The organism is Streptomyces celluloflavus, from assembly GCA_000720995.1.
GTDB classification, from domain to species: Bacteria; Actinomycetota; Actinomycetes; order Streptomycetales; family Streptomycetaceae; genus Streptomyces; species Streptomyces celluloflavus.
In genome coordinates, this window is record JOEL01000014.1 from 94,576 (window position 1) to 119,660 (window position 25,085).

The following is a 25,085-nucleotide window of genomic DNA, read 5'->3' on the forward strand; positions in this document are numbered from 1 at the left end:
CGGCCGCATCCGGCGAGCGCCGTGAGCACAACGGCAACTCCGACTCCCGCACACATCCGCACGCCGCGCCGTCGCCTGTCCCGCTCCCGCACTCTCGCCCCCTGGCATGTCCCCGATGATTGTCGCGATCAAGTCTGCCCCACGAGGACGGCGGGTTCCAGGGCTACCGTTCGAATGCCATCCACACCTGGCAGCGGCGCATCATCGGCCACACCAGGGGCCTGCGGGCGACGGCGGACGGATCGGACCGCTTGACGAATCAGGGGCGCCAGCGGTGCGAGTGGCCTTCCCTCAGCGGCCCGCCGAGCAGGTCGAGCACGTGCTCGGCGGCGGCCGCCAACGGGGCGGGGTCGGCGTGTTCGGCCACCGCTTGATGGCCGTCCAGCAGGGCCCTGCCCCGTACCGGGTCCGCGCTCAGCAGTCTGCGGGGCAGCCACTTGCCGATGCCTGTCCAGGCGTTGTGGTGCGCGGTGAGCAGGTGTGTCGCCTCGCGCAGGGTGAAGTCGGCGAGGGAGAGCTGTTCGTACCGATCGGCCGGCGGGGTGTCGATCAGGTCGTCCATGAAGCAGGTGAGGCCGTAGCGTCCACGTTCCCATTCCGCCGGGGTGAGCGGGGGCGGGCCGGCCGCCAGCACCGCTCGGGCCCGATCGCACGTACGGGAGAGATGACCGTGGGGGTCCATCAAGGGCAGCCCCTGGTCATAGATGAACAGGACCGTGCCGCGACGGCGGGCTCTGTCCCACGCGAAGAATTCCGGTATGTCCGCGAGGGTGTTCAGGAACAGCTCGGCCAGAAGGCCCTCGTGGCGTATCACCTCGCGACGGCTGGTGTCCGAGTCCGGCAGGAGGACGGCCACGTCGAGATCGCTCTTCGCAGTGGCCCGCCCCTGGGCGGCCGAGCCTCCCAGCAGGGCTCCCAGGGCGTGCGGGAAGAGGGTCGTGACCAAGCGCAGAGCCTGGGCGGCAGGGTTTTCCTGATCATTCATGGCCGGTCATCGTGCCAGCCCGGGGATGCGTTCGTCCGAGTTCGGGGTCCCTACCTTGTTCCCTGGTTCAGGGAAGCCTGCCTGGCGTGGCCGATGCTCGTCACCGCCCGGGAGTTCCTGCCACCGCACCGCGTCTCCGCAGCAACGTCGCAGCAACGTCGCCGGTTCCCCGTAAAGTCAAGGCATTTCCGACCTTCGCCGTCACAGCGGATCAAAGCCGCGAACGCCCGTATCCGGCGGCCGGACGAGAAGTACGGCGGCGCCGCTCCGCGTTGCCCGGTGCCTCCGCGGGCTACGTCAACGGCAGAAGCGCCAGTGCCTCATTCATGTTGTGCTCGGCGATCCCTCGCATGCTCGCCCGGTCGGGGAAGTCACCGTCGAGGAGACGCAGTGGACCGGCTACCAGCGACAGACGCATCGCGAGCATGTAGAGGTCGAGCCGCCGCGGATCGAGACCGGGCCGGGCCAGTGCGGTGTACCGCTCGCCGAAGCGGAGTTGGAGGAAGACGTGCTCCCACTCGACGTCGAAGTACATCAGATCTTCGATGTCGATCAGGACGGGGTGGCCGTCCGCGTCGACCAGGACGTGGTCGGGTCCGAGTTCTCCGTGGATCAGTCCGTATTCCGTGCGCGGGCTCACGCGATCGGCCAGTTCCCGCAGACGGTCGCGGAACGCGGCGTCGGCTCTCGCGATCCTGTCCTCGCGCCCCGCCGCCTCATCGAGGTCCCGCAGGGCGCGGTCGAGGACCCGTCGCTCGCACGGGACCTCGGACGCGGAACCGCCCCGGTCCAGCAGGTCCACCTTGCCGTAGTGCCGGGCCCGGTGCCGGTGCATCACCTCAAGCATCCGGGCGAGGTCACCCAGAGCACCCGCGGCACGCGCAGGGTCGGTTGCGAGGAGGGCTTCGAGCGTGCCGCCGGAGACATCCTCGACCACGGCGACGTCCGCCGGATAGCGGCGCCTGCTGTCATCCGCCAGGAGTACCCGTGGAACCCGTGCCCCGACGTCGTCCAAGCACCGCTGCGCGGCCAGGAACGGGACCAGCCCGGAGGCGGGCGCGAACGGGTCAGCCGGATCGGCCTCTCGCGCGCCCGGCCAGAAGTTCTCAGCCGCCGCCCAGCTGTAGACGATCACGCTCGACGTGTGGGTCCCCTCAAGGCGGACCCGGTAGACCCCCTTCTTGCTTCCCCCGCGCAACCGGTCCACCGCGACAACGCGGCATCCGGCTCCCAGTGCGTCACGCACGAGCCCCGACAGGTCCTGGATGTCCGTGAATTGCCGCATCCGCAGAACCTACTGAAGACGGCGCGCGCACATGCCATGGGATACCTCCTCCGCTACGTATCATCGCCGCCCCTGCCCCCACTCTCGTCGAGCAGGCCCAGAGCCGAGCAGAGGGAGACGGAGAGGGTCATCCATACGACGAACGCCCCGCCGCCGTAGAGCACCGCGCGGGGCACGCTGCCGTCCGCTGCCCACGACAGCACACCGGCGATGACGGCGACCAGCAGGGAGAGGGTGATTGCCAGGGCGACGAGCAAGATCCGCGTCGAAAGTCCGGAGCGCACGGCCGGCATCCTTCTGTGAAGGGTGGCCGCTCCGAGACACGCGTCTCAGCCCGACCACCGCAAACGGTGGTTGGCTGAGACGGTGTGGTCCCGGGATGTCTCCGCACCGTGGCAGGTCCGGACACCCCCGGGGCAACGCCCTCAATCAGTCCTCGGATGGTAGGGGACTCCGGCGGATCACACCAGAAGACGGCTCGTTCGCCGTAGGCCGAGACGGTCTCAGCGGTGATCAACTGCCCTCCGCCGCCCGCCGTCTGGCCTCCGCCCTCCGATGCACCGCACCGCACACCACGGAACCGCCGCACGGCCGAACGACGCCACCCCGACGACACGCCCCCGCGCCCCTCCCGCGAGCTGACCGACGCCCCTCCCCGCGTCCTAACCTGAGGGCCGGGCCGTTCTGCTGAGGCCCTGGCCACCCTCGCGACCGCACACGGAGGAGACGACACCATGGCCCGACCCGCCGATGCTCCGAGCCCGACCGCGACCGCCGTCCTCGACGACGCCGTACGCGCCCTCGCCCCGGACGCCGACGCCAACCGGCTCGTCCCGCGGATCGCGGCGGGCGAGGCGCCGCGCGACGTGTTCACCACCTTCGCCCTGGAACAGCAACAGGTGATCGCGTCCGACCGCATCAGCTTTCAGCACCTGGCGCGCCGGGCCGATGGCGACCCGCCCGTGGCCGACTTCTTCGACCTGCTCGCCAGGGGCGAGGCGCTGGCCCTGGAGCAGCTGGCCGGCCTGGCGGACTCCTGCGGGCTGACCGAGCGGGACCGCGCCGCCTACCGGCCGCGGCCCGGCTGCCAGGCGTACCCCTCGTACGTGGCGCGCCTCGCGCTCGGCGCCGAACCAGCCGATGTGGTGATCGCCCTCACCGCCAACTTCGCCGCCTGGGGCGGCTACTGCGCCACCGTGGCCCGCGCGACGCACGACCACTACGCCTTCCCGGACACCGCCCGCGCCTTCTTCACGTTCTTCGCGGAACCGGCGCCGGACCTTGCGGACCAGGCCCGCGCCGCCGTCCAGCACGGCCTCGACACGGGCCAGTCGCGGCCTGCCGCGGCGCACCGCTACGGCCGCCTGCTGCAGGCGTACGAGGAGATGTTCTGGGACTCCCTCACGGACTGAGCGGGTGTACGGAGCGCTCGGCGCGGTCGACGGCGCGGGCCCGGGAACTCGCCTTCGCCGACAACCCCGAGACCGAACCCATGACCACATCCGATACCTCCGCCACCCCTCCCCCATCCCCCGCACCTCTCTCTTCCGGCCCCTCCCATTCCCCCAGCCCCGCCGGCTCCACCACCCCGCCCGCCGACCGGAAGGTGTTCGACTTCGCCGTGCGGCTGGCCGCCGCGGCCGGCCGCAGGGCCGCCGCGGGCTTCTTCGCCGAGGCCGGCCGGAACGCCGCCCGCAAGACGGACGGCACCGAGGTGACCGAGGTCGACACGGATGTCGAGGCATTCGTCCGCGGTGAGCTGGCCGCGGCGTTTCCGGCGGACGCCGTCCACGGCGAGGAGGGCGGGCCGCGCCCGGGAATGTCCGGCCGCCGCTGGATCATCGACCCCCTCAACGGCACGAAGCAGTTCACCGAGGGCGACCCGTCCTTCGCCGTCTACCTCGCGTACGAGGACGAGTTCGGTCCGGCGGTCGGCGTGATCCATGTACCGGTGAGCCGCCGGACGGTGGCGGCCGGGCGCGGGCTCGGCTGCTGGCTGCTGCCCGGCGACGTACCGGACCCGGCGCACGGCCGACGGTTGCGGGTCGGCGAACGGGATGTGCTCACCGGCGCCAGGACCCGGATGCACAACCCCGCGGGCTGGCCGGAATCGCTGCTGACGGCGCTGCACCGGCGGGTGTTCCTGACGCCGTCCGGGGGCGGGGTCGTCGATGTGATCACCGGGCGCGCCGATGCCTGGGTGATCGCGGGGCCCGCGATGGGTTACGAGGACTGTGCGCCGCTGCCGGTGATCGTGGCGGAGGCGGGCGGCCGGGTGACCGATCTCGCGGGGGCGCCGGTGCTGGCGGGCGACGGGTCCGTGCTGATCACCAACGGGCTGCTGCACGATGCCTTTCTGGAGTTGGTGGCCGAGTCGGGCGGCCATGCGATGCGGGCCGTGGTGGTCGACGCGCATCCGGGGTGGGCGGCCGAAGGACGCTGCCTGACGACGGAGTTGGGGGCGCTGCTCGGACCGTCGGCGCTGCGGCTGGAGCACATCGGGAGTACGGCGGTACCGGGCCTGGACGCGAAACCGGTCTTCGATCTCCAGGTCGGCGTGGCGGATCTGCCGGAGGCCGCGCGGGCCTTCGACGCACCGCTGTCGGGCGCCGGATTCACCCGCTCACCGTACGAGCACGATCACGTCCCGGCGGGCCGTACGGACGATCCGGAGCGCTGGACCAAGCGGCTGTGGCTGCGACGCGGCGGGCCCGGTCCGGACGTCAACCTGCATGTCCGCCGGGTGGGGTCGCCCAACGAGCGGCTGGCGCTGCTGTTCCGCGACTGGTTCCGGGCGCATCCGGAGGCGGTACCGGCGTACGCCCGGTTCAAGCGGGAACTGGCGCACCGGGTCCCCGATATCGACGCGTACAGCGATATCAAGAACCCGGTGGTGGACCTGGTCATCGAGGTCGCCGAGGCGTGGGCTTCGGCGACCGGCTGGCGGCTTTGACGGTCTTGGCGTCCCTGACGGCTGGTCAGTGGCCGGGGGGCCGCTCCAGGAGGCGGCCGGTGGGCTCGGTCAGGGTGGTGCCGTCGTTGATCCGGTGGCCGCGCAGCCAGGTGGACCGTACGACGCCGTGCAGGGTCTTCCCGGCGTAGGCGGTGATCTTGTTGCGGTGGCGGAGCGCGGCCGGGTCGACGGTGAACGTCTCCTCGGGCGCCAGGACCGCGAAGTCGGCGTCCCGGCCGGGCTCGATGGCGCCCTTCTGGCCGAGGCCGACCAGCGCGGCGGGGGCGGTGGCCATCCAGCGGGCGACGTCCTCCAGGGTGTGGCCGCGCCGGCGGGCCGCGGTCCAGACGGCGGGCAGGCCGAGCTGGAGGGAGGAGATACCGCCCCAGGCCGTGCCGAAGTCGGCGGTCTTGAGGTCGGCGGTGGCGGGCGAGTGGTCGGAGACGACGCAGTCGATGGTGCCGTCCGCCAGGCCCTGCCAGAGCGCCTCCTGGTTGGCCGCCTCGCGTATCGGCGGACAGCATTTGAACTCCGTGGCACCGTCCGGGACTTCCTCGGCGGTCAGCGTCAGGAAGTGCGGGCAGGTCTCGACGCTGATCCGGACCCCCGCCCGCTTGGCGGCGGCGATCAGCGGCAGCGCGTCACCGGAGGAGAGGTGCAGGACGTGCACGCGGGCCGCCAGCCGTTCGGCGAGCGCGATCAGCCCGGCGATGGCGTCGTTCTCACCGGCCCGCGGGCGGGAGGCGAGGAAGCCGGCGTAGTGCGGGCCGCTTGCCCGCGGGGCGCGCTCCAGGTGGCCGGGGTCCTCGGCGTGCACGATCAGCAGACCGTCGAAGCGGGCGATCTCGCCGAGGGCGGCGGCCAGCTGTTCCGGGGTGAGCTCGGGGAACTCGTCCACGCCGGAGGGCGAGAGGAAGCACTTGAAGCCGAAGACGCCCGCGTCGAAGAGCGGGCGCAGGTCCTCGACGTTGCCGGGGACGGCGCCGCCCCAGAAGCCGACGTCGATATGCGCCGCGCCGCGGGCGGCCGCGCGCTTGGTGTCGAGGTGGCCGACGGTGGTGGTGGGCGGGAGGCTGTTGAGCGGCATGTCCACGAGCGTGGTGATACCGCCGGCCGCGGCCGCGCCCGTCGCGCTCCGGAAGCCTTCCCACTCGGCGCGGCCCGGGTCGTTGACGTGTACGTGGGTGTCCACGAGGCCGGGCAGCAGGACGTCGTCACCGAAGTCCTCGACCCGCGCCCCGGCCGGGGGGCGGGCGTCGTACGGCAGCACCGCCGCGATCCTCCCGTCCCGGACGCTGACGGACGCGGCACGCATCCCCTGCGGTGTGACGACGCGCGTGGCACGCAGCACCAGTTCGGCCTCGGACACCCGGCCCCTCCTCGCTCGCTCCAGGTCGGTACGCGCTGCACACGGGACGCCCTGTGCCGCACGCGATACCTCACACGGGCGCGCCGCACAGGATTCAACAATCTGTTGAACGAGTGTTCCCGGCGGGCATCGACCCGTCAAGACCCGTCACCCGCCGTTGATTCGGCGGCCGGCCACCCACAGCCGACGGCCACCGAGCGCCGCGCACCGCACGCCAAAAGGCCGGGCACCCACCCCGGCCCGACTTGGAGGATTCCACGGAATGGACAGTAGTTTTCGTGCAGCAGAACGTAGCTACCACCAATGGCACCCTCGACGGATCACGGCCGGTGATCTCACCCCTCGGGACAAACAGGGCCTGACCGGCGGGAACGAGTGTGCGATCGGCCGCGTGTCGGCGGGAGGGGACCGGTAGGCTGCTCCGGTCGGGCCCGGCACCCGTACACCGGAGCCGAGACCGCCGAGACCCGACCTGACCCGCCCCGAAAGGAACGCGACGTGCCGCCGTCCAGCGCCAGCACCTCCGCCGCCGAAGCCAAGCCCGCAGGCGCGAGCGGCGGTGTCCAGTCCCTTGAGCGCGCCTTCGACCTGCTGGAGCGGATGGCGGACGCCGGAGGCGAGGTGGGCCTGAGCGAGCTCGCCGGCAGCAGCGGACTGCCGCTCCCCACCATCCACCGCCTGATGCGGACCCTCGTCGCCTGCGGCTACGTCCGCCAGCAGCCCAACCGCCGGTACGCGCTCGGCCCCCGCCTGATCCGGCTGGGCGAGAGCTCCTCGCGGCTGCTGGGCACCTGGGCCCGGCCGTTCCTGGCCCGGCTGGTCGAGGAGACCGGTGAGACCGCCAACATGGCGCTGCTCGACGGCGACGAGATCGTCTACGTCGCCCAGGTGCCGTCCCGGCATGCGGTGCGGATGTTCACCGAGGTCGGCCGGCGGGTGCTGCCGCACACCACCGGCGTCGGCAAGGCGCTGCTGGCCGGTCATCCGCCGGAGGAGGTCCGCGCGCTGCTCGCCCGTACGGGCATGCCGGCCGCGACCGACAAGACCATCACCGACCCGGACGTCTTCCTCGAAGAGCTCGCCGAGGTCCGCCGCCTCGGCTACGCGGTGGACGACAACGAGCAGGAGATCGGTGTCCGCTGCTTCGCGGTACCGGTGCCCGACTCCCCCACCTCGGCGGCGATCTCCATCTCGGGACCGACCGGGCGGGTGACGGAGGCATCGACGGGCAAGGTCGTACCGGTGCTCCAGGACGTCGCGGCGAAGCTGTCGGTGGCACTCGCCAACCAGACGCCCGCGTAGGCGTCCGACGCGGGAGGGCGGCGCGGGGCACGCACGGCCCCGGTCCGCTCTCCCGCAGTCCATCCTTCCGCGCGCACCGGCGCCTCCCACGCGTACGCGCCTCTCCCGCGCACCGGCGCCTTCACAGTCCACGCGCCGTCGCCTTCACTGGCGGCACATCGGCACCTTCACCGTCCACGCAACCGGCGCCTTCACCGTCCGCGTGGCGACCGGCCGAAGCGGTCGATGCTCGCGCGGACCTCGGTCAGCGCGGGCGACAGTGCGCTGACCGAGCCGACCGCACCGGCTATCAGCAGCAATGAGCGGCGCAGTCGGGGAACTTCGGGCACACCCGCGCACACCATCGCATCCAGCGCGGCCAGCTCGTCCTCGGCGACCGCCCGGTCCGGTAACTCGCCGGGCAGCACGGCCAGTTGGCGGCGCATCCGGGACACCGCCCCGCGTAGCTCCCTCACCCGCGGATCACGCTCACCCCCGGCCACTCGTCCCCGCCTCTCCCCATACACCACAACGGCGGCGCCCTCCCGGGCTGTTGACCCGTTTCACAATGTGGGACAGTTAACGCCACTCTCCGCTGATCGCGCCACACAGAGAGCGAAATCCGAGGCGCGGGCGGGCCACAGGTATCCGCTGACATCTGATCGGCGCGTCCGCTCTCCGCCCTCGCCCGTCACGATCGCGCCGGATCTCCGCATCGACGGCCGCGCAGGCGCTCGGAGCCGGATCGAGGCCACCGCCTCCCCGCACCCGCACACCCACGCATCCGCACGCCCGTACTCCCGCACCGGAGCCTGCCTGAGGACCGGTCACCTGGGCATCCCTCCACATCCGCCCCAACTCCTCTCCCTCTCCGGGCCTCGCGTTCAGTCCACTCCCAGTGCCGCGTTCAGTGCCGATTCCGGTTCCCACGAGGGGCGTTGGTCGCCTGTCCTGCGGCGCTTCCCCCGCACGGTCCGATCATGCGTCAGTACGTGCGTTCCCCCTGACACCCGTTGGCATGGGCAGGTGCGATCCGATGCGTACAGCGCGACAGAATGGAGCATTCTCCCTTCCAGGGAAATATCCGGCATATCACTGGATCGGAGATTGCCATGGAGCCCAGCACCGGGCCCGACACCGGCCCGAACCAACGGCGCATCAGCGTCGTGCAGCTCATCTGCCACGCGTACGGCCTCTCCGACGTCTCGGAGATCACCGTGGAGCACATACACCGTTACGTCACCGAACGCCGCCTCGCCGAGACCGGCACACACCATGTCCGTGACCGATTGCGGCCGAGAATTCCGCGCCCCCGGGCGCCCGGCGACATGACCTGACGCCGACGCGCGGGCGGAGCGGCACACTGTGGGGTAAGCAGTCCCCCATGGCACCCAAGGCATCCATCACACCCACACCACGGTCGGCGCGAGCGGCGGGGGCGGCAGGAACGCCGGGGGCGACGGAACCCACCGGGGCGCGGGGGACGGCGGGGGCCGCGTGGCCCGAGGGGCGGGGGAAGGTCGCCGGGCTGCTGCTCGCCGCGGGCGGTGGCCGGCGGCTGGGCGGCCGGCCGAAGGCGCTGCTCGAACACCGGGGGCGGCCCTTGGTGGAGCACGCCGCACGGGTGTTGCGGGAGGGCGGCTGCGCACAGGTGCACATCGTGCTGGGCGCGGCCGCCGCGGCTGTACGCGAACAGGCCGAGCTCTCCGCGTACACCGTCTCCGAGAACCCCGACTGGGCGCAGGGCATGGGGTCCTCGCTGCGGGTGGGGCTGGCGGCGCTGACCAGGTCGGGGGCGGACGCGGTGGTGGTGGCGCTGGTGGACCAGCCCGGCATCGGCGCCGCGGCGGTGGCCCGGGTGGTGGCCGCGTACGAGGGCGGCGCCTCGCTGGTGGCCGCGACATACGGGGGCCGCCGCGGCCACCCGGTGCTGTTCGGCGCCGACCGGTGGGGGCGGATCGCCGCGAGCGCGGAGGGCGACCGCGGTGCGCGGGCCTATCTGCGGGAGCACGCGGCGGCGATCACGCTCGTCGAGTGCGGGGATGTGGCCGAGGCGTACGACATCGACACACCGGAGGACCTGCGCCGGCTGGAGTGAGGGCGCAGTACGGCGAGTGACGCCGGCGGAGGCGGGGGCGGGGACCGTTGCCGGGCGCCACCGGAACCGGCACAGAACCACGACCGGGCCGGAACCTCGCAGGCCCCGGACGACCCGCGCAGGCCCCGGACAATCGGCGCAGGGCCGGGGCAGCCGAACAAGGCCAGAGCCGGCACACCCACGCCGGCACCCGGCGCCATCCATCCGCCAATTCCGCCGACTCCGGGAATCTCGACATCAACAAACCATTGAAGTTCCGCGATAAGGAAACTACTCTCCACAGGTCAGAAGCGTCTTGCACCCAGACGGCGCCCGCGACCGCACTCCGGAGCCGACGGCACCCCGTGCCGTGCGGGCGTCCCGGCGGCCGCCGGGCACCGCCGCCGAATGGAGTGACAGCTCATGTCCGCACCAGCGCCGTCCCCGCTGGCCACCGTCGAAGCCGGCCCCGGCAACACCCCCGCGCGGCAGGGCGAGATCCTCACCGACGCCGCGCTCGCCTTCGTCACCGAGCTCCACCGCCGGTTCACCCCGCGCCGCGACGCACTGCTCGCGCGCCGCGCCGAGCGCCGCGCCGAGATCGCCAGGACCGGCACCCTGGACTTTCTCCCCGAGACCGCGCACCTCCGCGCCGACGACAGCTGGCGGGTCGCCGCGTCGCCCGCCGCGCTCAACGACCGCCGGGTGGAGATCACCGGTCCCACCGACCGCAAGATGACCGTCAACGCCCTCAACTCGGGCGCCCGGGTCTGGCTCGCCGACTTCGAGGACGCCACGGCGCCCACGTGGGAGAACGTCGTCACCGGCCAGCTCAACCTGATCGACGCCTACGAGCGCCGGATCGACTTCACCTCACCGGAGGGCAAGACGTACGCGCTCAAGCCCGCCGCGGAGCTCGCCACCGTGGTCGTACGGCCGCGTGGCTGGCATCTGGACGAGCGTCACCTCCGGGTCGAGGGCCGGCCGGTGCCCGGTGCGCTGGTCGACTTCGGGCTGTACTTCTTCCACAACGCGCAACGCCTGCTGGACCTCGGCAAGGGCCCGTACTTCTATCTGCCGAAGACCGAATCGCATCTGGAGGCCCGCCTCTGGAACGACGTCTTCGTCTTCGCCCAGGACCATCTCGGCATCCCGCAGGGCACCGTGCGCGCCACCGTGCTGATCGAGACGATCACCGCCGCGTACGAGATGGAGGAGATCCTCTACGAACTGCGCGCGCACGCCTCGGGGCTGAACGCCGGCCGCTGGGACTACCTCTTCTCCCTCGTGAAGAACTTCCGTGACGGCGGTGCCAAGTTCGTCCTCCCGGACCGCAACGCGGTGACGATGACCGCGCCGTTCATGCGGGCGTACACCGAACTCCTCGTCCGCACCTGCCACAAGCGCGGTGCGCACGCGATCGGCGGGATGGCGGCGTTCATCCCCAACCGCCACGACCCCGAGGCCAACGAGCGGGCGCTGGCGAAGGTCAAGAGCGACAAGGACCGGGAGGCGGGCGACGGTTTCGACGGCTCCTGGGTCGCGCACCCGGATCTGGTCCCCGTCGCCCGCGCCTCCTTCGACGCGGTCCTCGGCGACCGGCCGCACCAGAAGGACCGGCTGCGCGAGGACGTGCACGTCACGGCAGCCGACCTGATCGCCGTGGACACCCTGGACGCCGAGCCCACCTACCAGGGCCTGGTCGACGCCGTGCAGGTCGGCACCCGTTACATCGAGGCGTGGCTGCGCGGTCTGGGCGCCGTCGCCATCTTCGGCCTGATGGAGGACGCCGCCACCGCCGAGATCTCGCGCTCGCAGATCTGGCAGTGGGTGGACGCGGGCGTCGTCTTCGACAGCGGGGCGCACGCCGGCGAAAGGGTGACCGCGGAACTGGTACGCGCCATCGCCGCCGAGACCCTGACCGGTATCCGCGCCGAGGCCGGCGACGAGGCGTTCGCCGCCGGCAAGTGGCAGCAGGCGCACGATCTGCTGCTGCGGGTCGCACTCGACGCCGACTACGCGGACTTCCTGACGCTGCCCGCGTACGAGTTGCTGGACTGACCCCGGCCCCGAGGGCCCGTACCGCCTGCGCGCCGCAACGGGTACGGGCCCTTCGCCGTGCTCGGCACGGTGGGGCTCCGGCCGTGGAGTGGCGGCCGGTGGAGTCCGGGTCGATCGGCGTCGGGGAAGCGGTTTCCCCGGCGGGGGGCGCGGCGACCCGTCAGCCGCGCACCCCGCCGCTGTGCCCGTGGCGCGGCGCGCCGACGGGTTACGGTCCGTGTCGGCCGGGGCCTTGAGGGTGTCCGGATCCATGAGAAGGTGAGCTTTCGGGCTCCATTCCTGCGCACCCTTGTTGAGGCATGATGCGTGTCACCATTGCCGGCGTTTTCTTCTACCTCCAGGCGAGCGAGGTGGAGCAGAAGATGAGCACCGTTACGCCGGAGCCGATCGACGGCGACTCCGTGGTCGTCGGCACCACCGCCTTTCCCGTCAAGCAGGTCGGCCGGATCGTCACCGGTCAGGACCCGCGGGATTTCAGCGCCGGCGAGATGGTCCGCGCGCTGCGCCAGCTCGGTTTCACCTGCAAGCCGCGGCCGGCGGCGAGCGAGCCGACGCCCTTCCTCTGAGGCCAGGCGCCACGCGGCGCGGCCGCCCCGTCCTGGTACGGCCACCCCGTCCACGTCGCCGTCCCGACGCGGCCGTCAGCCGAGTACCGCGCCGAGCGCCACGAAGCCGCAGACGAGGACGGCGAGCAGGGCCAGCAGTGGCCAGACGAAACGCAGATATCTGTCGTAGCCGACCTTCGCCAGGGAGATGCCTCCCATGATGACGGCGGTGGTGGGAACCCAGAGGTTCATCCAGCCGCTGGCGGCCTGCCAGGCCGTCACCACCACCGCCCGGGAGACGCCCGCGAAGTCGGCGAGCGGGGCCAGGATCGGCATGGCCAGGGTGGCGTGGCCCGAGGTCGACGGGATCAGGAATGCCAGCGGCAGGTTCACCAGGAACACCATGATCCCGAAGGCCGCCGACGGGGTGCCGGAGACCACGCCCTCGATCGAGTGCAGCACGGTGTCGGTGATCTTCGAGTTGTTCATGATGACGGTGACGCCGCGGGCCAGCACGATCACCAGCGCGGGCGCGATGAAGTCCGCCGCGCCCTGCACGATCGTCGCGCTGAGCCGCTGCTCGCCCATCCGCGCGATGATCCCGACCAGCACCGCGGCCACCAGGAACAACGCCGCCAACTGCGGGAAGGACCAGTCGAGTTCGAAGCCGTACGGGGGTGCCGCGGTGTTGCCGGTGAGGGCGCCGGCCCAGGGGATCACCGAGAAGATCATGAAGGCGAAGACCAGCGCCACGGTCACCAGCACCGTCTTGTGCAGCCCGGTCAGTCCGGGTGGCGCCGCGGCGGACGTCGTGGTCCGGGCGTGTTCCCGGTCGCCGGGCAGGAAGCCGCAGAGTGAGCGGTCGGGGTTCCGGCGTACCCGGCGCGCGTAGCGGACGACATAGGCGATGGTGACCGTGGTCAGCACGAGCCACATCGCGACCCGTAGCGCGATGCCGTCGCCCAGGGAGATCTCCGCGGCGGACGAGGCGACGCCGGTGGCGAACGGGTTGACGGTGGAGCAGAGCACGCCGATGCCGGCGCCGAGGATGATGGTGCCGGTGGCCACCAGCCGGTCGAAGCCGAGTGCGAGCATCAGCGGCACGATCAGCCCGTAGAAGCCCAGCGTCTCCTCGGCGAAGCCCTCGACGGTGCCGAGGAGGGAGAAGACCGCCATCACGCCGGTGATCAGGAGTGCGCCGCGGTCGCGCAGCCGGTGGGCGAGGCGGCCGATACCGCGGTCCAGGGCGCCGGTGGCGAAGACCACGGTGATGAACGCGCCGATGGCGAGCACGAAGAGGAACACCCCGGCGCTGCCGTACAGTTCGCCGCTCAGTCCGGGGCCGACCTGCCCCGTCCTGGCGTCCTTGATGCCGTAGAGGCCGTTGACGGGTGACAGGAAGAGGTCGTTGAGGCTCTCGGGGAAGGTCTGGGCGGACGGCGCACGGTGGTAGGTGCCCTGGACGGGGGCGCCGTGGCCGTTGCGGGTGTAGGTACCGGCGGGGATGACGAAGGCCAGCAGCCAGACCGCGAGGGTGACGACGGCCAGGACGGTGACGGCGCTGGGGAAGGTGAACCGCTTCGCGGGCGGCGGTTCGGCGGGGGCGGCGGCGGGCGGGGCGGGCGGTTCGGGCGCCCGCGGGACCGTCATGCGGTGCCTCCGGCCCGGTACGTCGCGGCCCGGTGCGTCGCGGCGTATTCGGCGAAGAAAGCCGCCTCGGCGAGCAGCGCGCCGCGCAGTTCGGACAGCAGCACGCGCTCGTCGGGGCCGTGCCGTTGGCAGAGCTGGTCGGCGGGGCCGAAGAGCAGGATCTCGGCGTCGGGCACCGCCGCGGCCAGGCCGTTGACCAGGGGGAACGAGCCGCCGGCCGCCGTGTGCACGGGGTCGGTGCCCCAGGCGCGGCGCAGTGCGGTGCGGGCGGCGCGGTAGGCGGGCCCGCCGGTGGCGGCCTCGTAGCCGGGGCGCACGCCGCCGGGGGTGACGGTGAGCGGGATGCCGAAGGGGCGCAGCCGTTCCAGGTGGCGGACGAGGGCGGTGAGCGCTTCGCGGGGGTCCTGGCGGGGGTGGACGCGGAGGTTGAGCGCGGCGCGGGCGTGGGGCACGACGGCGGGGGCGGCGGACGTGACGGGCGGGGCGTCGAGGCCGACGACGGTGATCGCCGGGCCGCTCCACAGCCGTTCGCCGAGGCCGCCGGAGCCCATCAGGGGGGTGCCGTCGGTGATGCCGGCCAGTTCCCGGAACTCGTCGTCGGTGAAGGTGGTGCCGTCCCAGGGTTCGCGGCGCAGGCCCGCGACGGCGACATCGCCGTGCGCGTCGTGGAGGGTGGCGAGCGCCGTGACGAGGGCGAGCAGTGCGTCGGGGGCGGCGCCGCCGTACGCGCCGCTGTGCACGGCGGCGTCGAGGGTGCGGACTTCGACGAGGAGGTCGGCGGCGCCACGCAGGGCCGTGGTGAGAGTGGGCGTGCCGGGGCGGATGTTGCCCGTGTCCGCGATGAGCATCGCGTCGCAGGCGAACATCCCGGGGTCGGTGGGCGGGTAGGCGTCGAAGGCGCTGCCGTGCTCTGCCTGCCCCTCGAAGATGATCCTGATGCCGACCGGGGGCCGGCCGCCATAGGCCCGCAGCGCGCCGATATGGGCCATCACATTGGCCTTGCCGTCGGCGATACCGCGGGCGCGGACGCCGCCCGGGATGCCGGCGGGCTCGAAGGGCGGTGAGGCCCAGCGGTGTTCGTCGCCGGACGGCTGGACGTCGTAGTGGGCGTAGAGCAGGACGGTGGGGGCGTCGGGGGTGGGCGGCGGGACGGTGGCGGTGACGACGGGGGCGGTCTCGGGGAGGTTCAGTTCCCCGATGTCGGTCACGCCGGTGTCCCGCAGCAGGGCGACGACGAGGTCACGTGCCTGGAGGACCGGTTCGGGCGAGAGGCCGGGGAAGGCGATGGAGGGGATGGCCGCGAGCCGTTCGAGGTCCGCGCGCACCCCTGGCAGCAGCGCGTCGGCGGTGGACTCCAGGGCGGCGGACCGGCCTGCTCCCGGGGGCCGACCGTCCGGGTCGTTGGCTTCCTGGTTCACCGCGGAACCCCTCTCCGTGGCGCGGCCGGTGCGCGCAGATGGCCTCAGAATCGCTCATTGACGTACCTTCAGAGCCAATGCAGCATATCCGGCATTTCACTACGCGAGGTGGCCGTTCGGCGACAAACGGTGACCGTGGCGCCCGCGCTCACCGTCCCGCGCGCCGCGCGCCGGCGGTCACCCCGGCGGGCCGCCGACCGCGAGCGGCGCGGGCGGCAGCGTGTTCCGCGCCTTTGTGCCGTACGGCTTCCGCGCCATCCGCACCACCTGCCGGGTGGGCGGCACATCCGGCGCGGCCCGCAGGGCGGCCGCCAACTCCAGGCCGTCCACCAGCGCTTCGCAGGCGCCGCGCCTCAGGTCCGGGGGCATCGCGTGCGCGGCGTCGCCAATCAGCGCCGTGCGGCCGGAGAGGTAAGACGGCAGCGGCGGGGCAAGGTGGTACAGGACGTACCGCAGCGCCCCGGCCTCCGTCGGGCGGTCGAGGACGGCCCGCACACCGGCGCCCCAGCGGCCGAATCAGGCGCGCGGCACGGCGACTTCCCCCTCCGGCGCCGAGGGTGTCAAGGGTGTCGAGGGCGTCGAGCGCCCGCAGGGCGAAGGGCCGCAGCGCGAGGGCGGTACCGGCGGTCGGTGGGGCGCCGACCCGCTCACGGGCATCGACGCGTCGGCCGCCGGCACACAGGACCATGGCAGCGCCGATTCCGCCGATTCCGCCCCCGACGACAGCCGTCGAGGACTCCATGACCGCGCGATACTATTTTTGTAGTAGTCAAGCAGGTAAACGTAGTACGAGGAGCGGGCGGCGTGGCACGACGGCGGGACGAGGTACTGGACGCGGCGATCGAGGTGCTGGGGGCCGAGGGCTCCCGGCGGCTGACCTACCAGGCCGTGGACACCGCCGCGGGCGTCCCCACGGGCACCACGTCGAACTACTTCCGCAACCGCACGGCGCTGATCGACGGCATCGTCGATCACCTCCAGACCCTGGAGCACCGCGACTGGGAGTCGTTCGCGGGCGGCGCCGATCCGGCCGATCCCGGTGAACTGGCCGAGGTGATGGCCGCCTTCGTCCGGCACGCCACCGGTCCCGGGCGGGCCCGCACCGCCGCCCGCTTCGCGCTCTTCCTGGAGTCCTCGGCCCGCCCCGAGCTGCGCGCCCCGCTCGCCCGGGGGCGCCAGACGGTGCTCGCCTGGAGCGCGGAGCGGGCACGCCGCTTCGGCTCCCCGGCGCCGGAGCGGCACGGCCGGATCCTGCTCGACCATCTCGACGGCGTCGTACTGCACGAACTCTCCTTCCCCGCGGCGGATTTCGATCCGGCACCGGACATCCGCGACCTGCTGCGCGCGCTGCTGGGCTGACCGCGGACGGAGCCCTGGGCGCGCCGCGCCGGACAGCCGGCGCACCACGCGCCGGACGCGCGTCGCAAACCAGTCGCTCCGCGGTGCCCGGTGTGGTGGAGTGCCCGGATGACCACAGATGAGACTTCCGAACGGGCGGCCGCCTACCTCGCCGCGTACGACGAGCAGCTGCGTGCCCGCACCTTCTCCCCCGAGCTGAGCGGGGCCGAGCGCGTCGGCCCGGTCGAGCGCATTCTCGTCCCCGGGGAGGGCGGGCTGATCCTCTACCGCGATCTGGGCGGTCTCGACGGGCCCGAGCTGGACGCCTTCATCGCCGCCCAGCGTGATCACTTCGCCGCGCTCGGCCGGCCGGTCGAGTGGAAGTACTACGGCTACGACCTGCCCGCCGATCTGCCCGACCGGCTGCGGGCGGCCGGCTTCACGCCCGGTGAGCAGGAGACGGTGATCATCGGCGAGGCCGCCGAGATCGCCGCGGAGCCACGGCTGCCGGAGGGCGTACGGCTGCACGAGGTCACCTCCCGGGCCGACTTCGACCGCATCGCAGCGCTCTCGCAGGAGGTCTGGGGCGGCGACCAGAGCTGGCTGGCGCCGGCCATGGAGGGATGGGTGTCCGGCGGCGGCGACCCGTGCACCGTGCTGGTCGCCGAGTCGCTCGCGGGCGAGGTGGTCTGCGCCGCCTGGGTCCGCTTCCACCCCGGCACGGAGTTCGCCTCCCTGTGGGGCGGCTCCACGCTGCCCAACTGGCGGGGCCGCGGCCTCTACCGGGCGCTGGTCGCCGCCCGCGCCACGCTCGCCGTGGAGCGCGGTTTCCGCTACGTCCAGATCGATGCGCTGGACACCAGCCGTCCGATCCTCGCCCGGCTCGGTCTGCTCCCGGTGGCCACGACGACCCCGTACACCTGGGAGCCGGACGCCGGGAACTGACGGCCGGTCGCGGGCCGGGGAGCGCCGGAAGCGGAACCCGTGACGCCGCGGTCGCGCCAACAGCGGCCGCGGCGGCTCGGGTTGGTGCCGCTGGACGGGTATACGGCACCCTTCAAGTCTGGTAGGAAAGCTTCCTAACGATTGGGGAACCCCCCTCGGACCACCTCGACTTGGAGGCCATCCATGCGCACCCGATCGATCAGCAGAGCTCTGCCCAAGACCGCGACCCGGGTCGCCCTCGGTCTCGCCCTGCTCGCGGTGCCGGCGACGGCGGTCGCCGGCACCGCGTCCCCGGCCGCGCCCTCCCAGGCCGTGGCCGACACCGCGCCACTCACCGCGCGGGCCGCCACCGGCCTCGACGATCCCGCGAAGAAGGAGATCGCCATGCAGCTGGTCTCCAGCGCGGAGAACTCCTCGCTGGAGTGGAAGAAGTGGTACAAGTGGATCGACGACATCGATGACGGCCGCGGCTACACCGCCGGCATCATCGGCTTCTGTTCCGGCACCGGCGACATGCTGGATCTCGTCGAGCTCTACACCAAGCGCAAGCCCGACAACATCCTCGCCAAGTACCTCCCCGCGCTGCGCAAGGTGAACGGCTCCGACTCCCACAAGGGCCTGGACCCGAACTTCAAGAAGGACTGGGAGAAGGCCGCCCAGGACACCGCCTTCCAGCAGGCCCAGAACGACGAGCGGGACCGGGTCTACTTCGACCCCGCGGTCAAGCAGGGCAAGGCCGACGGGATCGGCGTCCTGGGCCAGTTCGCGTACTACGACGCGATCGTGATGCACGGCGACGGCGACGAGAAGACCAGCTTCTCCAGCATCCGCAAGCGCGCGCTGAAGTCGGCCAAGACGCCGGCCCAGGGCGGCGACGAGGTCAAGTACCTCAACGCCTTCCTGGACGCCCGGGTCTGGGCCATGAAGCAGGAGAAGGCCCACGAGGACACCGGCCGGGTGGACACCGAGCAGCGCCTCTTCCTCAAGAAGGGCAACCTCGACCTGAAGCCGCCGCTGGACTGGAAGACCTACGGCGACTCCTACCACATCGGCTGACCCCGGCGGCCCGCATGACCCGACGGCCCGTAAGAGAGCGGATGGTGCCGCTCCCCTGCGGGCCGTTGCCGTGCCCGGCCGCTCAGTGCGCGGGGGCCGCCACGAACCCGGCGGCGTCCGGCTCACCGCCCGCGGGGCGCCGCGGGCGGTCCGCCTCCTCGTGGCCGCCCCCGGCCCCGGCGTCCAGCGGACCGGGCCCGCCGTCCGGCCGCCGGCCGCCGAGGTGGTGGAAGACGAGGTTGAGGACGAGGGCGACCAGGCAGCCGGTGCTGATACCGGAGTCCAGGACGACCAGCAGGTCCTTCGGGAAGGCGTGGTAGAAGTCCGGTGCCGCGATCGGGATCAGGCCGATGCCGAGGGCCGCCGCCACGATCAGCGCGTTCTCGCCCTTCTCCAGCGCGGCCGAGGCCAGCGTCTGGATCCCGCTGGCGGCCACCGAGCCGAAGAGCACGATGCCCGCGCCGCCCAGGACCGGCAGCGGGACCAGTGAGATCACCGACGCGGCCACCGGGCACAGGCCCAGCACGATCAGGATGCCGCCGCTGGTCGCCACGACGAACCGGCTGCGCACCCCGGTCATCGCGACCAGGCCGATGTTCTGGGCGAAGGCGCTGTTGGCGAAGCCGTTGAAGAACGGGCTGACCGCAGTGCCCAGGGTGTCGGCGCGCAGTCCGCCCGCGATGGTGCGCTCGTCCGCCGGGCGGCCGACGATCCTGCCGAGGGCCAGTATGTCGGCCGTCGACTCGGTCATGCAGACCAGCATGACCACGCACATCGAGACGATGGCGGCGAGTTCGAACCGCGGCGCCCCGAAGTGGAAGGGCACCGGGAAGCCGACGAGCTCCGCCCCGGCGAGGGCGGAGAACCGGGTGATCCCCACGGGTATCGCGATCAGCGTGCCGGCGACCAGGCCGAGCAGGATCGCGATCTGCCGGAGGAAGCCGCGCAGCACCCGGCGCAGCACCAGCACGATGACGAAGGTCAGCGCGGCCGTCCCGATGTTCGCCAACGAGCCGTGGTCGGAGGCGTGTTCATTGCCGCCCTGGGACCATCTGAAGGCCACCGGGAGCAGGGAGAGGCCGATCAGGGTGATGACGGTGCCGGTCACCACCGGCGGGAAGAACCGTACGAGCCGGGAGAAGTAGGGGGCTAACAGGAAGCCCAGCACACCGGCGACGAGCACCGCGCCGAAGATGACCGGCAGCGCGTGGCGGGGGCTCTGCGACTGGCCGATCGCGACCATCGGGGTGACGCCCGCGAACGAGACGCCGTTGACGAAGGGGAGCTTCGCCCCGATCTTCCAGAAGCCCAGCGTCTGCAGCAGAGTGGCGATACCCGCCGTGAAGAGGCTGGCGCCCATCAGGAACGCGGTCTCGGCGGGGCCCAGACCGCAGGCCGGGCCGACGATCATCGGCGGGGCCACCACCCCCGCGTACATCGCGGCCACGTGCTGGAGGCCGCTGGTGACCATCTTGACGGGTGGGAGGGTCCGGTCGACCGGGTGCCTGCGGTCGGCCTCCGGCTGCTGCCCGGGGCGTGGGGCCACTGCGGGCCTCCTGTCGTTTTCTGCGCCGCCTTGAACGGGCGGGGCGAGGCTGTCACGGAGGGCGTGCGGAGTGGTGCGTGGGGCGGGAGGTCGTGCGAGGGAGGAGGGAGAGCGAAGGGGGGACGAGGGGGGCGAGGGGGGGTGCGCAGCCGGGCGGGCCGGTGGCGCGCGGCGGAGCGGCGGTGCGGCGGTGCGGCGGTGGACCGGCCCGGGGGCGCAAGGGTGCTCTCCCCGCGCCCCCGGGTCCGGCGCCCGCGGATCCCGCTCGGATCCACGGGCCCGGCCGGGAGCCGTCCCTCCCGGCCCGTTCGGGGGCGGTACACGTCAACGGCGGACCGCCGGAAGGTAGTTCAGCCCGCGGCGGCGATCCGGGCCAGCCGCCGGGCCTCGGTGCGCGCGGTGCGGGCGAGGGTGTCCTCGTCGACGCGGGTCAGGCGGTTGCCCTCGACGACCGGGACGCCGCCCACCAGGGAGAGCGTGACCGGGGCGGCGGCGCCGAAGACCAGGGCGGTGACCGGGTCGGCGATGGAGGAGTGACCGAGGCCGTCCAGCTTCCACAGCACCAGATCGGCGAGCTTGCCCGCCTCCAGCGAGCCGATCTCGGCGGTCCGGCCGAGGACCTGCGCGCCCCCGTAGGTGCCCAGCCGCAGTGCCTGGCGGGCGTTGAGGGCGGCCTCGCGGTGCGGGCCTAGGCGGTTGACGAGCAGGGCGTTGCGCAGTTCGGTGTGGAGTTCGCCGGACTCGTTGGAGGCGGTACCGTCCACGCCGAGGCCGACCGGGACGCCGGCCGCGAGCAGGTCGGGGACGCGGGCGATACCGGCGGCGAGGCGAGCGTTGGAGGACGGGCAGTGCGCGACGCCGGTGCCGGTGCGGGCGAAGGCGTCGATATCGGAATCGTGCAGATGGACGCAGTGCGCCATCCAGACGTCGTCGCCCAGCCAGCCGGTGGACGCGAGGTAGTCGGTGGGGCCCATGCCGAAGAGCCGGCGGCAGAACGCCTCCTCCTCGACGGTCTCCGACCCGTGGGTGTGCAGCCGCACCCCCTTGCGGCGGGCCAACTCGGCGCTCTGTCGCAGGAGTTCGGTGGAGACGGTGAACGGCGAGCAGGGCGCCGCGGCGATGTGCACCATCGACCCGAAGGAGCGGTCGTGGTGGGCGTCGATGGCCGCTTCGGTCGCCAGCAGGGCGCCCTCGGTGGTCTCCACGGCGAAGTCCGGCGGCAGCCCGCCGTCCTTCGCCCCGCGGTCCATGGAGCCGCGGGCCAGGGTGATCCGGGCACCGATCTCGGCGACCGCCGCCAGTTCGGCGCCGACCAGGTCGCCGGCGCCCTCGGGGAAGATGTAGTGGTGGTCGCTGACGGTGGTGGCGCCGCCCTTGACCAGCATGCCGAGCGAGCCCTGGGTGGCGGCGGCGAGCATCGGGGCGTCGATACGGGCCCAGGTCGGGTAGAGCGCGACCAGCCAGTCGAACAGGTTGTGGTCGGTGGCGAGTCCGCGGGTGAGCCACTGGTAGAAGTGGTGGTGGGTGTTGACCAGGCCGGGGGTGGCCAGTTGCCCCGTACCGTCGATCCGGCGGACGACGTGCGCCAGGTCCGCGGGGGCCCGGCCCGCGCCCACCGACTCGATGACGTCCCCGGCGACGACGACATGGCCGGTGGCGTACTCGGTGTCGTGGGCGTCGACGGTGGCGATGGCGCAGTTCTCGATGACGATCCGCGCGACCGCGTGGTCCTCGACCGCGCGGTCCGTGGATCCCGGTGCAGCCATGGCGCTTCCTTCTTCTGTGACGGGTGAGGGGGATGCCCCGCGCCGGCCCTCGCGGGATCCGGAGGCGCGCCCTCCCCGGTGTGGGGAGGGGAGGGACGCGTGACACGGCGAGCCGGGTAAGGGCCGTCAGGGGCCGGTCAGATGGTGGTCAGGTCCAGTGGGATCCGGGCTTCGGCGCCGTCGCGCAGCACCGTGGCCTCTATCAGGCCGTACGGACGGTCCGCCGCGTGGTACACGGCGCCGTCGGCGGTGTCGTTCTCCAGACCGAACAGCTTGAGGTCCACGAGGAAGTGATGCTTGTTCGGCATCGAGAAGCGGATCTCCTCGACCTCGGGGCGGTGCTCGATGACGCGCGAACCCATCTGGTAGAGGGTCTGCTGGAGGGAGAGGCTGTAGGTCTCCGCGAAGGCTTGCAGCAGGTGCGTCCTGACCTGCTCGTAGGAATGCTCCCAGTCGGGCATCGGCTGCGCGTCGCCGGTCCAGTCGAACCGCCAGCGGCTGGAGACCTCGGTGGCGAGGATGCGGTCGTACGCCTCCTGGAGGGTGGTGTACCTGTCCTTGATATAGCCCCAGAACTCCGAGTTGGTGGAGTTCAGCACGACCAGGTCCTTCAGGCCGGAGACGACCTCCCAGGTCTCGCCGTCGTAGGTGATCTGGGTGAGGCGGGTCTCCTGGCCCTTGCGGGCGAAGGAGTGCCGGACCTCGTCGGCGCCGGGGGCGGCGGTGGCGATCCGCTCCCAGGCGTACTCCTCTATACGGATCCGCGCCCGGGTGATCGGTTCCTGGCTGGTCACGAAGTGCCGGGCCAGGTGGATGCCGAACTGTTCGGCCGATGCGATGCCGTGTTCCTTGGCGAAGGCGAACACGGTGTTCTTGGTGGTGTCGGTGGGCAGGCAGTTGGCGTTGGAGCCGGAGAGGTGGACCTCTTCGAGGTCGCCGGAGAGTGCGACCGAGACGTTGAGGTCCCTGATGTGGTGGGTGCCGCCGTCACGGGTGATCTTGACGACGCGGTTCTCCGCCTTGCCGTACTGGTTCTGGCCGAGAATCGCGGGGCGGGCCGGGCGGTGCTGAACGGTCATGTCGGTGCTAGCTCCCTCGGTATACGGAGTAGCCGAATGGGTTGAGCAGCAGCGGTACGTGATGATGCTCGCCCGGCCGGACGGCGAAGGTGACCGCCACTTCCGGGAAGAAGGCACCGCTGTCCGCGGCGTACTCCTCGACGGCGAAGACGAGGCGTGCGTGGGTGGTGCCCGCCGGCAGGGCCGGCAAGTCCGTGCAGCGTCCGTCCGCGTCGGTCGTGGCCGCGGCGTGCGCGATCCAGACGCTGTCGGGGCCGGAGCGCACCGCCAGGTTGACGGCGACGCCCGCCGCGGGGCGGCCCGCGCTGGTGTCCAGGATGTGCGTGGACACCGACGCCGGTGCGGCCGTCGTACCGCTCATACCGTGCCTCCTTCCGCGCGTTCGGTCAGGCGGGTCAGCCGAAGCCGGTTGATCTCGGCGAGCTCGCCGCGGACGATCTCCCGTTCCTCTTCCGGTGCGTTGCCGATCCGGTGCCGGATGGCGTCCCGCAGGTGTTCCGCGGTGCGGCCGGCGGCGCGGATCAGGAAGACCTGGCCGAACTTCTCCTGGTAGTCCAGGTTCAGTTGGCGCATCTCCGCCGTGAGTGCGGCGGAGGCGCCGGCCATACCGCGCTGTTCGCGGGCGGCGGCCGCATCGCCCGGCTCCGGCCGGCCGATGGGCGGATGCCCGGCCATCGCCTCGGCCAGGTCCGCCGCGGTCAGTTCGGCCACGGCGGCGTCGTTCGCGGCGTACAGGGCGTCGGTGGTGGCGTACGGGCGCCGGGCGAGCAGGCGCGCGGCCCATGCCCGGCTGGTACACACCTGGTGCAGTGCGGCCTGCGCCGCGTTGTCGTCGGCTGCGTTGAACCGGGTCAGGCCCGGTGGCGGGAGCGAGGACACAGACAGCCTCCGTGGCCTGATGCTGGACGGCTCTGCTGGCTGGAGACAGCTAAGACCCCCCGCAACACCGCGTCAACACTTTGTTGAAAACTCGGCAACGCCCGAGCCGCCGCCCGGGAAACCCGGACGGCGGCTCGCGGGATCGGGGCGCGCCCCGGGCCGGTGCGCCTCAGTCGGTCTCCTTGGCGGCGTTCTCCCTGTTCAGGTAGTTGTAGACGGTGAAGCGGCTGACACCGAGGGCGTTCGCGACGATCTCCACACCGTGCCGTACGGAGAAGGCCCCGCGGGTCTCCAGAACCCGCACCACCGACTGCTTGGTCTTGCGGTCAAGTTCGGCGAGCGGCATACCGTGCCGGCGCCGGAGTTCGGCCAGGAGGTGGTCGAGCGAGTCCGACAGATGCGGGAGCCGCACGGCCACCCGGTCCACGCCCTCCCAGACCAGGACGACATCGTCACCCTGCGCCAGGTCCGGCGCGACCAACTGCCCGCCCATCGCCTCCACCAGCGGCTTCACCGCCTCGACGAACGGGTGGTCGACGGGCCCGGTCATACGGCGCCCCCCGCGGCCCCGTCGGCTCCCGCTATCACATTGACCTGTACGGAGATCCGGGTGGCGCCCGCCGCCAGCGATTCGCGCAGCAGGGCGGCCACCACGTCGAGCACCCGGTCCGCGTCACCCTCGGCCGTGTTGCCGAACGGACCGACGTCCACGGCGTCCAACTCGGCGCCCGTCACCACCTCCCGCCCCACCACCGCATGGGCGGGCGCCTCGTCCAGATCGAACGGCTCCGTCGTGAATTCCAGTCTCAATCGCACGGCGCTCAACCTACGCGCGCTCCGCCCCGGCCACCA

25 protein-coding genes are annotated in these 25,085 nt (G+C 72.3%); 10 read left to right on the forward strand and 15 right to left on the reverse strand.

Annotated features, from left to right (window positions below; all coding sequences use genetic code 11):
• Positions 1-259 precede the first annotated feature (259 nt).
• The 3 genes from IH09_RS15795 to IH09_RS15805 form a co-directional block, all read right to left on the reverse strand.
• Complete coding sequence (locus IH09_RS15795) at positions 260-985, reverse strand: nucleotidyltransferase domain-containing protein (RefSeq protein WP_052856878.1); 726 nt, start codon at positions 983-985, stop codon at positions 260-262.
• Positions 986-1,277: 292 nt separating this feature from the next.
• Positions 1,278-2,270 carry a phosphotransferase family protein gene (locus IH09_RS15800; RefSeq protein ID WP_052856879.1) on the reverse strand — a complete coding sequence of 331 codons (993 nt, stop codon included), beginning with the start codon at positions 2,268-2,270 and terminating at the stop codon, positions 1,278-1,280.
• A 53-nt stretch (positions 2,271-2,323) separates the two neighbouring features.
• The gene (locus tag IH09_RS15805; protein WP_052856880.1) at positions 2,324-2,554 is read right to left on the reverse strand and encodes a hypothetical protein; all 231 of its coding nucleotides are present in this window, start codon (positions 2,552-2,554) and stop codon (positions 2,324-2,326) included.
• Positions 2,555-3,004: 450 nt separating this feature from the next.
• On the opposite strand from IH09_RS15805, the gene IH09_RS15810 reads away from it, so the two are divergent.
• Complete coding sequence (locus IH09_RS15810; protein WP_052856881.1) at positions 3,005-3,682, forward strand: thiaminase II/PqqC family protein; 678 nt, start codon at positions 3,005-3,007, stop codon at positions 3,680-3,682.
• An 80-nt stretch (positions 3,683-3,762) separates the two neighbouring features.
• Entirely contained in the window at positions 3,763-5,223 is a 1,461-nt protein-coding gene (locus IH09_RS39915; protein WP_240150803.1) for an inositol monophosphatase family protein, read from the forward strand.
• A gap of 25 nt (positions 5,224-5,248) precedes the next feature.
• Here IH09_RS39915 and allB read toward each other — a convergent pair whose 3' ends face one another.
• Entirely contained in the window at positions 5,249-6,592 is a 1,344-nt protein-coding gene (allB, locus tag IH09_RS15825; RefSeq protein WP_052856882.1) for an allantoinase AllB, read from the reverse strand.
• 498 nt (positions 6,593-7,090) lie between these two features.
• On the opposite strand from allB, the gene IH09_RS15830 reads away from it, so the two are divergent.
• Positions 7,091-7,894 (forward strand): IclR family transcriptional regulator, encoded by an 804-nt coding sequence (locus tag IH09_RS15830; RefSeq protein ID WP_052856883.1) that lies wholly within the window; start codon positions 7,091-7,093, stop codon positions 7,892-7,894.
• Between the two features lie 191 nt (positions 7,895-8,085).
• On the opposite strand, the gene IH09_RS15835 is transcribed toward IH09_RS15830, so the two are convergent.
• Positions 8,086-8,376, reverse strand: a complete 291-nt coding sequence (locus tag IH09_RS15835; protein ID WP_110952330.1) for a DUF5955 family protein — start codon at positions 8,374-8,376, stop codon at positions 8,086-8,088.
• Between the two features lie 609 nt (positions 8,377-8,985).
• Here IH09_RS15835 and IH09_RS15840 point away from each other — a divergent pair.
• From IH09_RS15840 to IH09_RS15855, 4 genes are all read left to right on the forward strand, one after another.
• Entirely contained in the window at positions 8,986-9,210 is a 225-nt protein-coding gene (locus tag IH09_RS15840; RefSeq protein WP_052856885.1) for a hypothetical protein, read from the forward strand.
• Positions 9,211-9,257: 47 nt separating this feature from the next.
• Positions 9,258-9,971, forward strand: coding sequence for a nucleotidyltransferase family protein (locus IH09_RS15845; protein ID WP_094792402.1), 714 nt, complete (start codon positions 9,258-9,260; stop codon positions 9,969-9,971).
• Between the two features lie 402 nt (positions 9,972-10,373).
• Complete coding sequence (gene aceB / locus IH09_RS15850; protein ID WP_052856886.1) at positions 10,374-12,011, forward strand: malate synthase A; 1,638 nt, start codon at positions 10,374-10,376, stop codon at positions 12,009-12,011.
• 299 nt (positions 12,012-12,310) lie between these two features.
• Entirely contained in the window at positions 12,311-12,577 is a 267-nt protein-coding gene (locus IH09_RS15855; protein WP_318279465.1) for an SCO5918 family protein, read from the forward strand.
• 75 nt (positions 12,578-12,652) lie between these two features.
• Here IH09_RS15855 and IH09_RS15860 read toward each other — a convergent pair whose 3' ends face one another.
• The 3 genes from IH09_RS15860 to IH09_RS15870 all read right to left on the reverse strand — a co-directional run bounded on the left by IH09_RS15860 (position 12,653) and on the right by IH09_RS15870 (position 16,119).
• Entirely contained in the window at positions 12,653-14,206 is a 1,554-nt protein-coding gene (locus tag IH09_RS15860) for a YfcC family protein (RefSeq protein ID WP_052856887.1), read from the reverse strand.
• Positions 14,203-15,624, reverse strand: a complete 1,422-nt coding sequence (locus IH09_RS15865; protein WP_318279466.1) for a M20/M25/M40 family metallo-hydrolase — start codon at positions 15,622-15,624, stop codon at positions 14,203-14,205. Before IH09_RS15865 ends, IH09_RS15860 begins: the two co-directional genes overlap by 4 nt.
• Before the next feature lie 177 nt (positions 15,625-15,801).
• Positions 15,802-16,119, reverse strand: coding sequence for a hypothetical protein (locus tag IH09_RS15870; protein WP_052856888.1), 318 nt, complete (start codon positions 16,117-16,119; stop codon positions 15,802-15,804).
• Positions 16,120-16,428: 309 nt separating this feature from the next.
• Here IH09_RS15870 and IH09_RS15875 point away from each other — a divergent pair, with 309 nt between their 5' ends.
• From IH09_RS15875 to IH09_RS15885, 3 genes are all read left to right on the forward strand, one after another.
• The gene (locus IH09_RS15875; RefSeq protein ID WP_052856889.1) at positions 16,429-16,983 is read left to right on the forward strand and encodes a TetR family transcriptional regulator; all 555 of its coding nucleotides are present in this window, start codon (positions 16,429-16,431) and stop codon (positions 16,981-16,983) included.
• A gap of 108 nt (positions 16,984-17,091) precedes the next feature.
• Complete coding sequence (locus IH09_RS15880) at positions 17,092-17,907, forward strand: GNAT family N-acetyltransferase (protein WP_052856890.1); 816 nt, start codon at positions 17,092-17,094, stop codon at positions 17,905-17,907.
• Between the two features lie 183 nt (positions 17,908-18,090).
• Positions 18,091-18,963: a chitosanase gene (locus IH09_RS15885; RefSeq protein ID WP_052856891.1), complete on the forward strand. Its 873-nt coding sequence runs from the start codon at positions 18,091-18,093 to the stop codon at positions 18,961-18,963.
• Positions 18,964-19,045: 82 nt separating this feature from the next.
• Here IH09_RS15885 and IH09_RS15890 read toward each other — a convergent pair whose 3' ends face one another.
• The 7 genes from IH09_RS15890 to IH09_RS15920 all read right to left on the reverse strand — a co-directional run bounded on the left by IH09_RS15890 (position 19,046) and on the right by IH09_RS15920 (position 25,049).
• Positions 19,046-20,509: a solute carrier family 23 protein gene (locus IH09_RS15890; RefSeq protein WP_052856892.1), complete on the reverse strand. Its 1,464-nt coding sequence runs from the start codon at positions 20,507-20,509 to the stop codon at positions 19,046-19,048.
• Between the two features lie 350 nt (positions 20,510-20,859).
• Positions 20,860-22,275 (reverse strand): 8-oxoguanine deaminase, encoded by a 1,416-nt coding sequence (locus IH09_RS15895; protein ID WP_052856893.1) that lies wholly within the window; start codon positions 22,273-22,275, stop codon positions 20,860-20,862.
• Between the two features lie 137 nt (positions 22,276-22,412).
• Positions 22,413-23,354, reverse strand: a complete 942-nt coding sequence (gene pucL, locus IH09_RS15900) for a factor-independent urate hydroxylase (protein ID WP_052856894.1) — start codon at positions 23,352-23,354, stop codon at positions 22,413-22,415.
• Positions 23,355-23,361: 7 nt separating this feature from the next.
• Positions 23,362-23,715: a hydroxyisourate hydrolase gene (gene uraH / locus IH09_RS15905; protein WP_052856895.1), complete on the reverse strand. Its 354-nt coding sequence runs from the start codon at positions 23,713-23,715 to the stop codon at positions 23,362-23,364.
• A complete protein-coding gene (gene uraD / locus IH09_RS15910; protein WP_052856896.1) occupies positions 23,712-24,233 on the reverse strand; it encodes a 2-oxo-4-hydroxy-4-carboxy-5-ureidoimidazoline decarboxylase in 522 nt (173 codons plus the stop codon). Before uraD ends, uraH begins: the two co-directional genes overlap by 4 nt.
• Before the next feature lie 169 nt (positions 24,234-24,402).
• Positions 24,403-24,783, reverse strand: coding sequence for a helix-turn-helix domain-containing protein (locus IH09_RS15915; RefSeq protein ID WP_052856897.1), 381 nt, complete (start codon positions 24,781-24,783; stop codon positions 24,403-24,405).
• Positions 24,780-25,049 carry a hypothetical protein gene (locus IH09_RS15920; RefSeq protein WP_110952339.1) on the reverse strand — a complete coding sequence of 90 codons (270 nt, stop codon included), beginning with the start codon at positions 25,047-25,049 and terminating at the stop codon, positions 24,780-24,782. Before IH09_RS15920 ends, IH09_RS15915 begins: the two co-directional genes overlap by 4 nt.
• Positions 25,050-25,085: the final 36 nt, after the last annotated feature.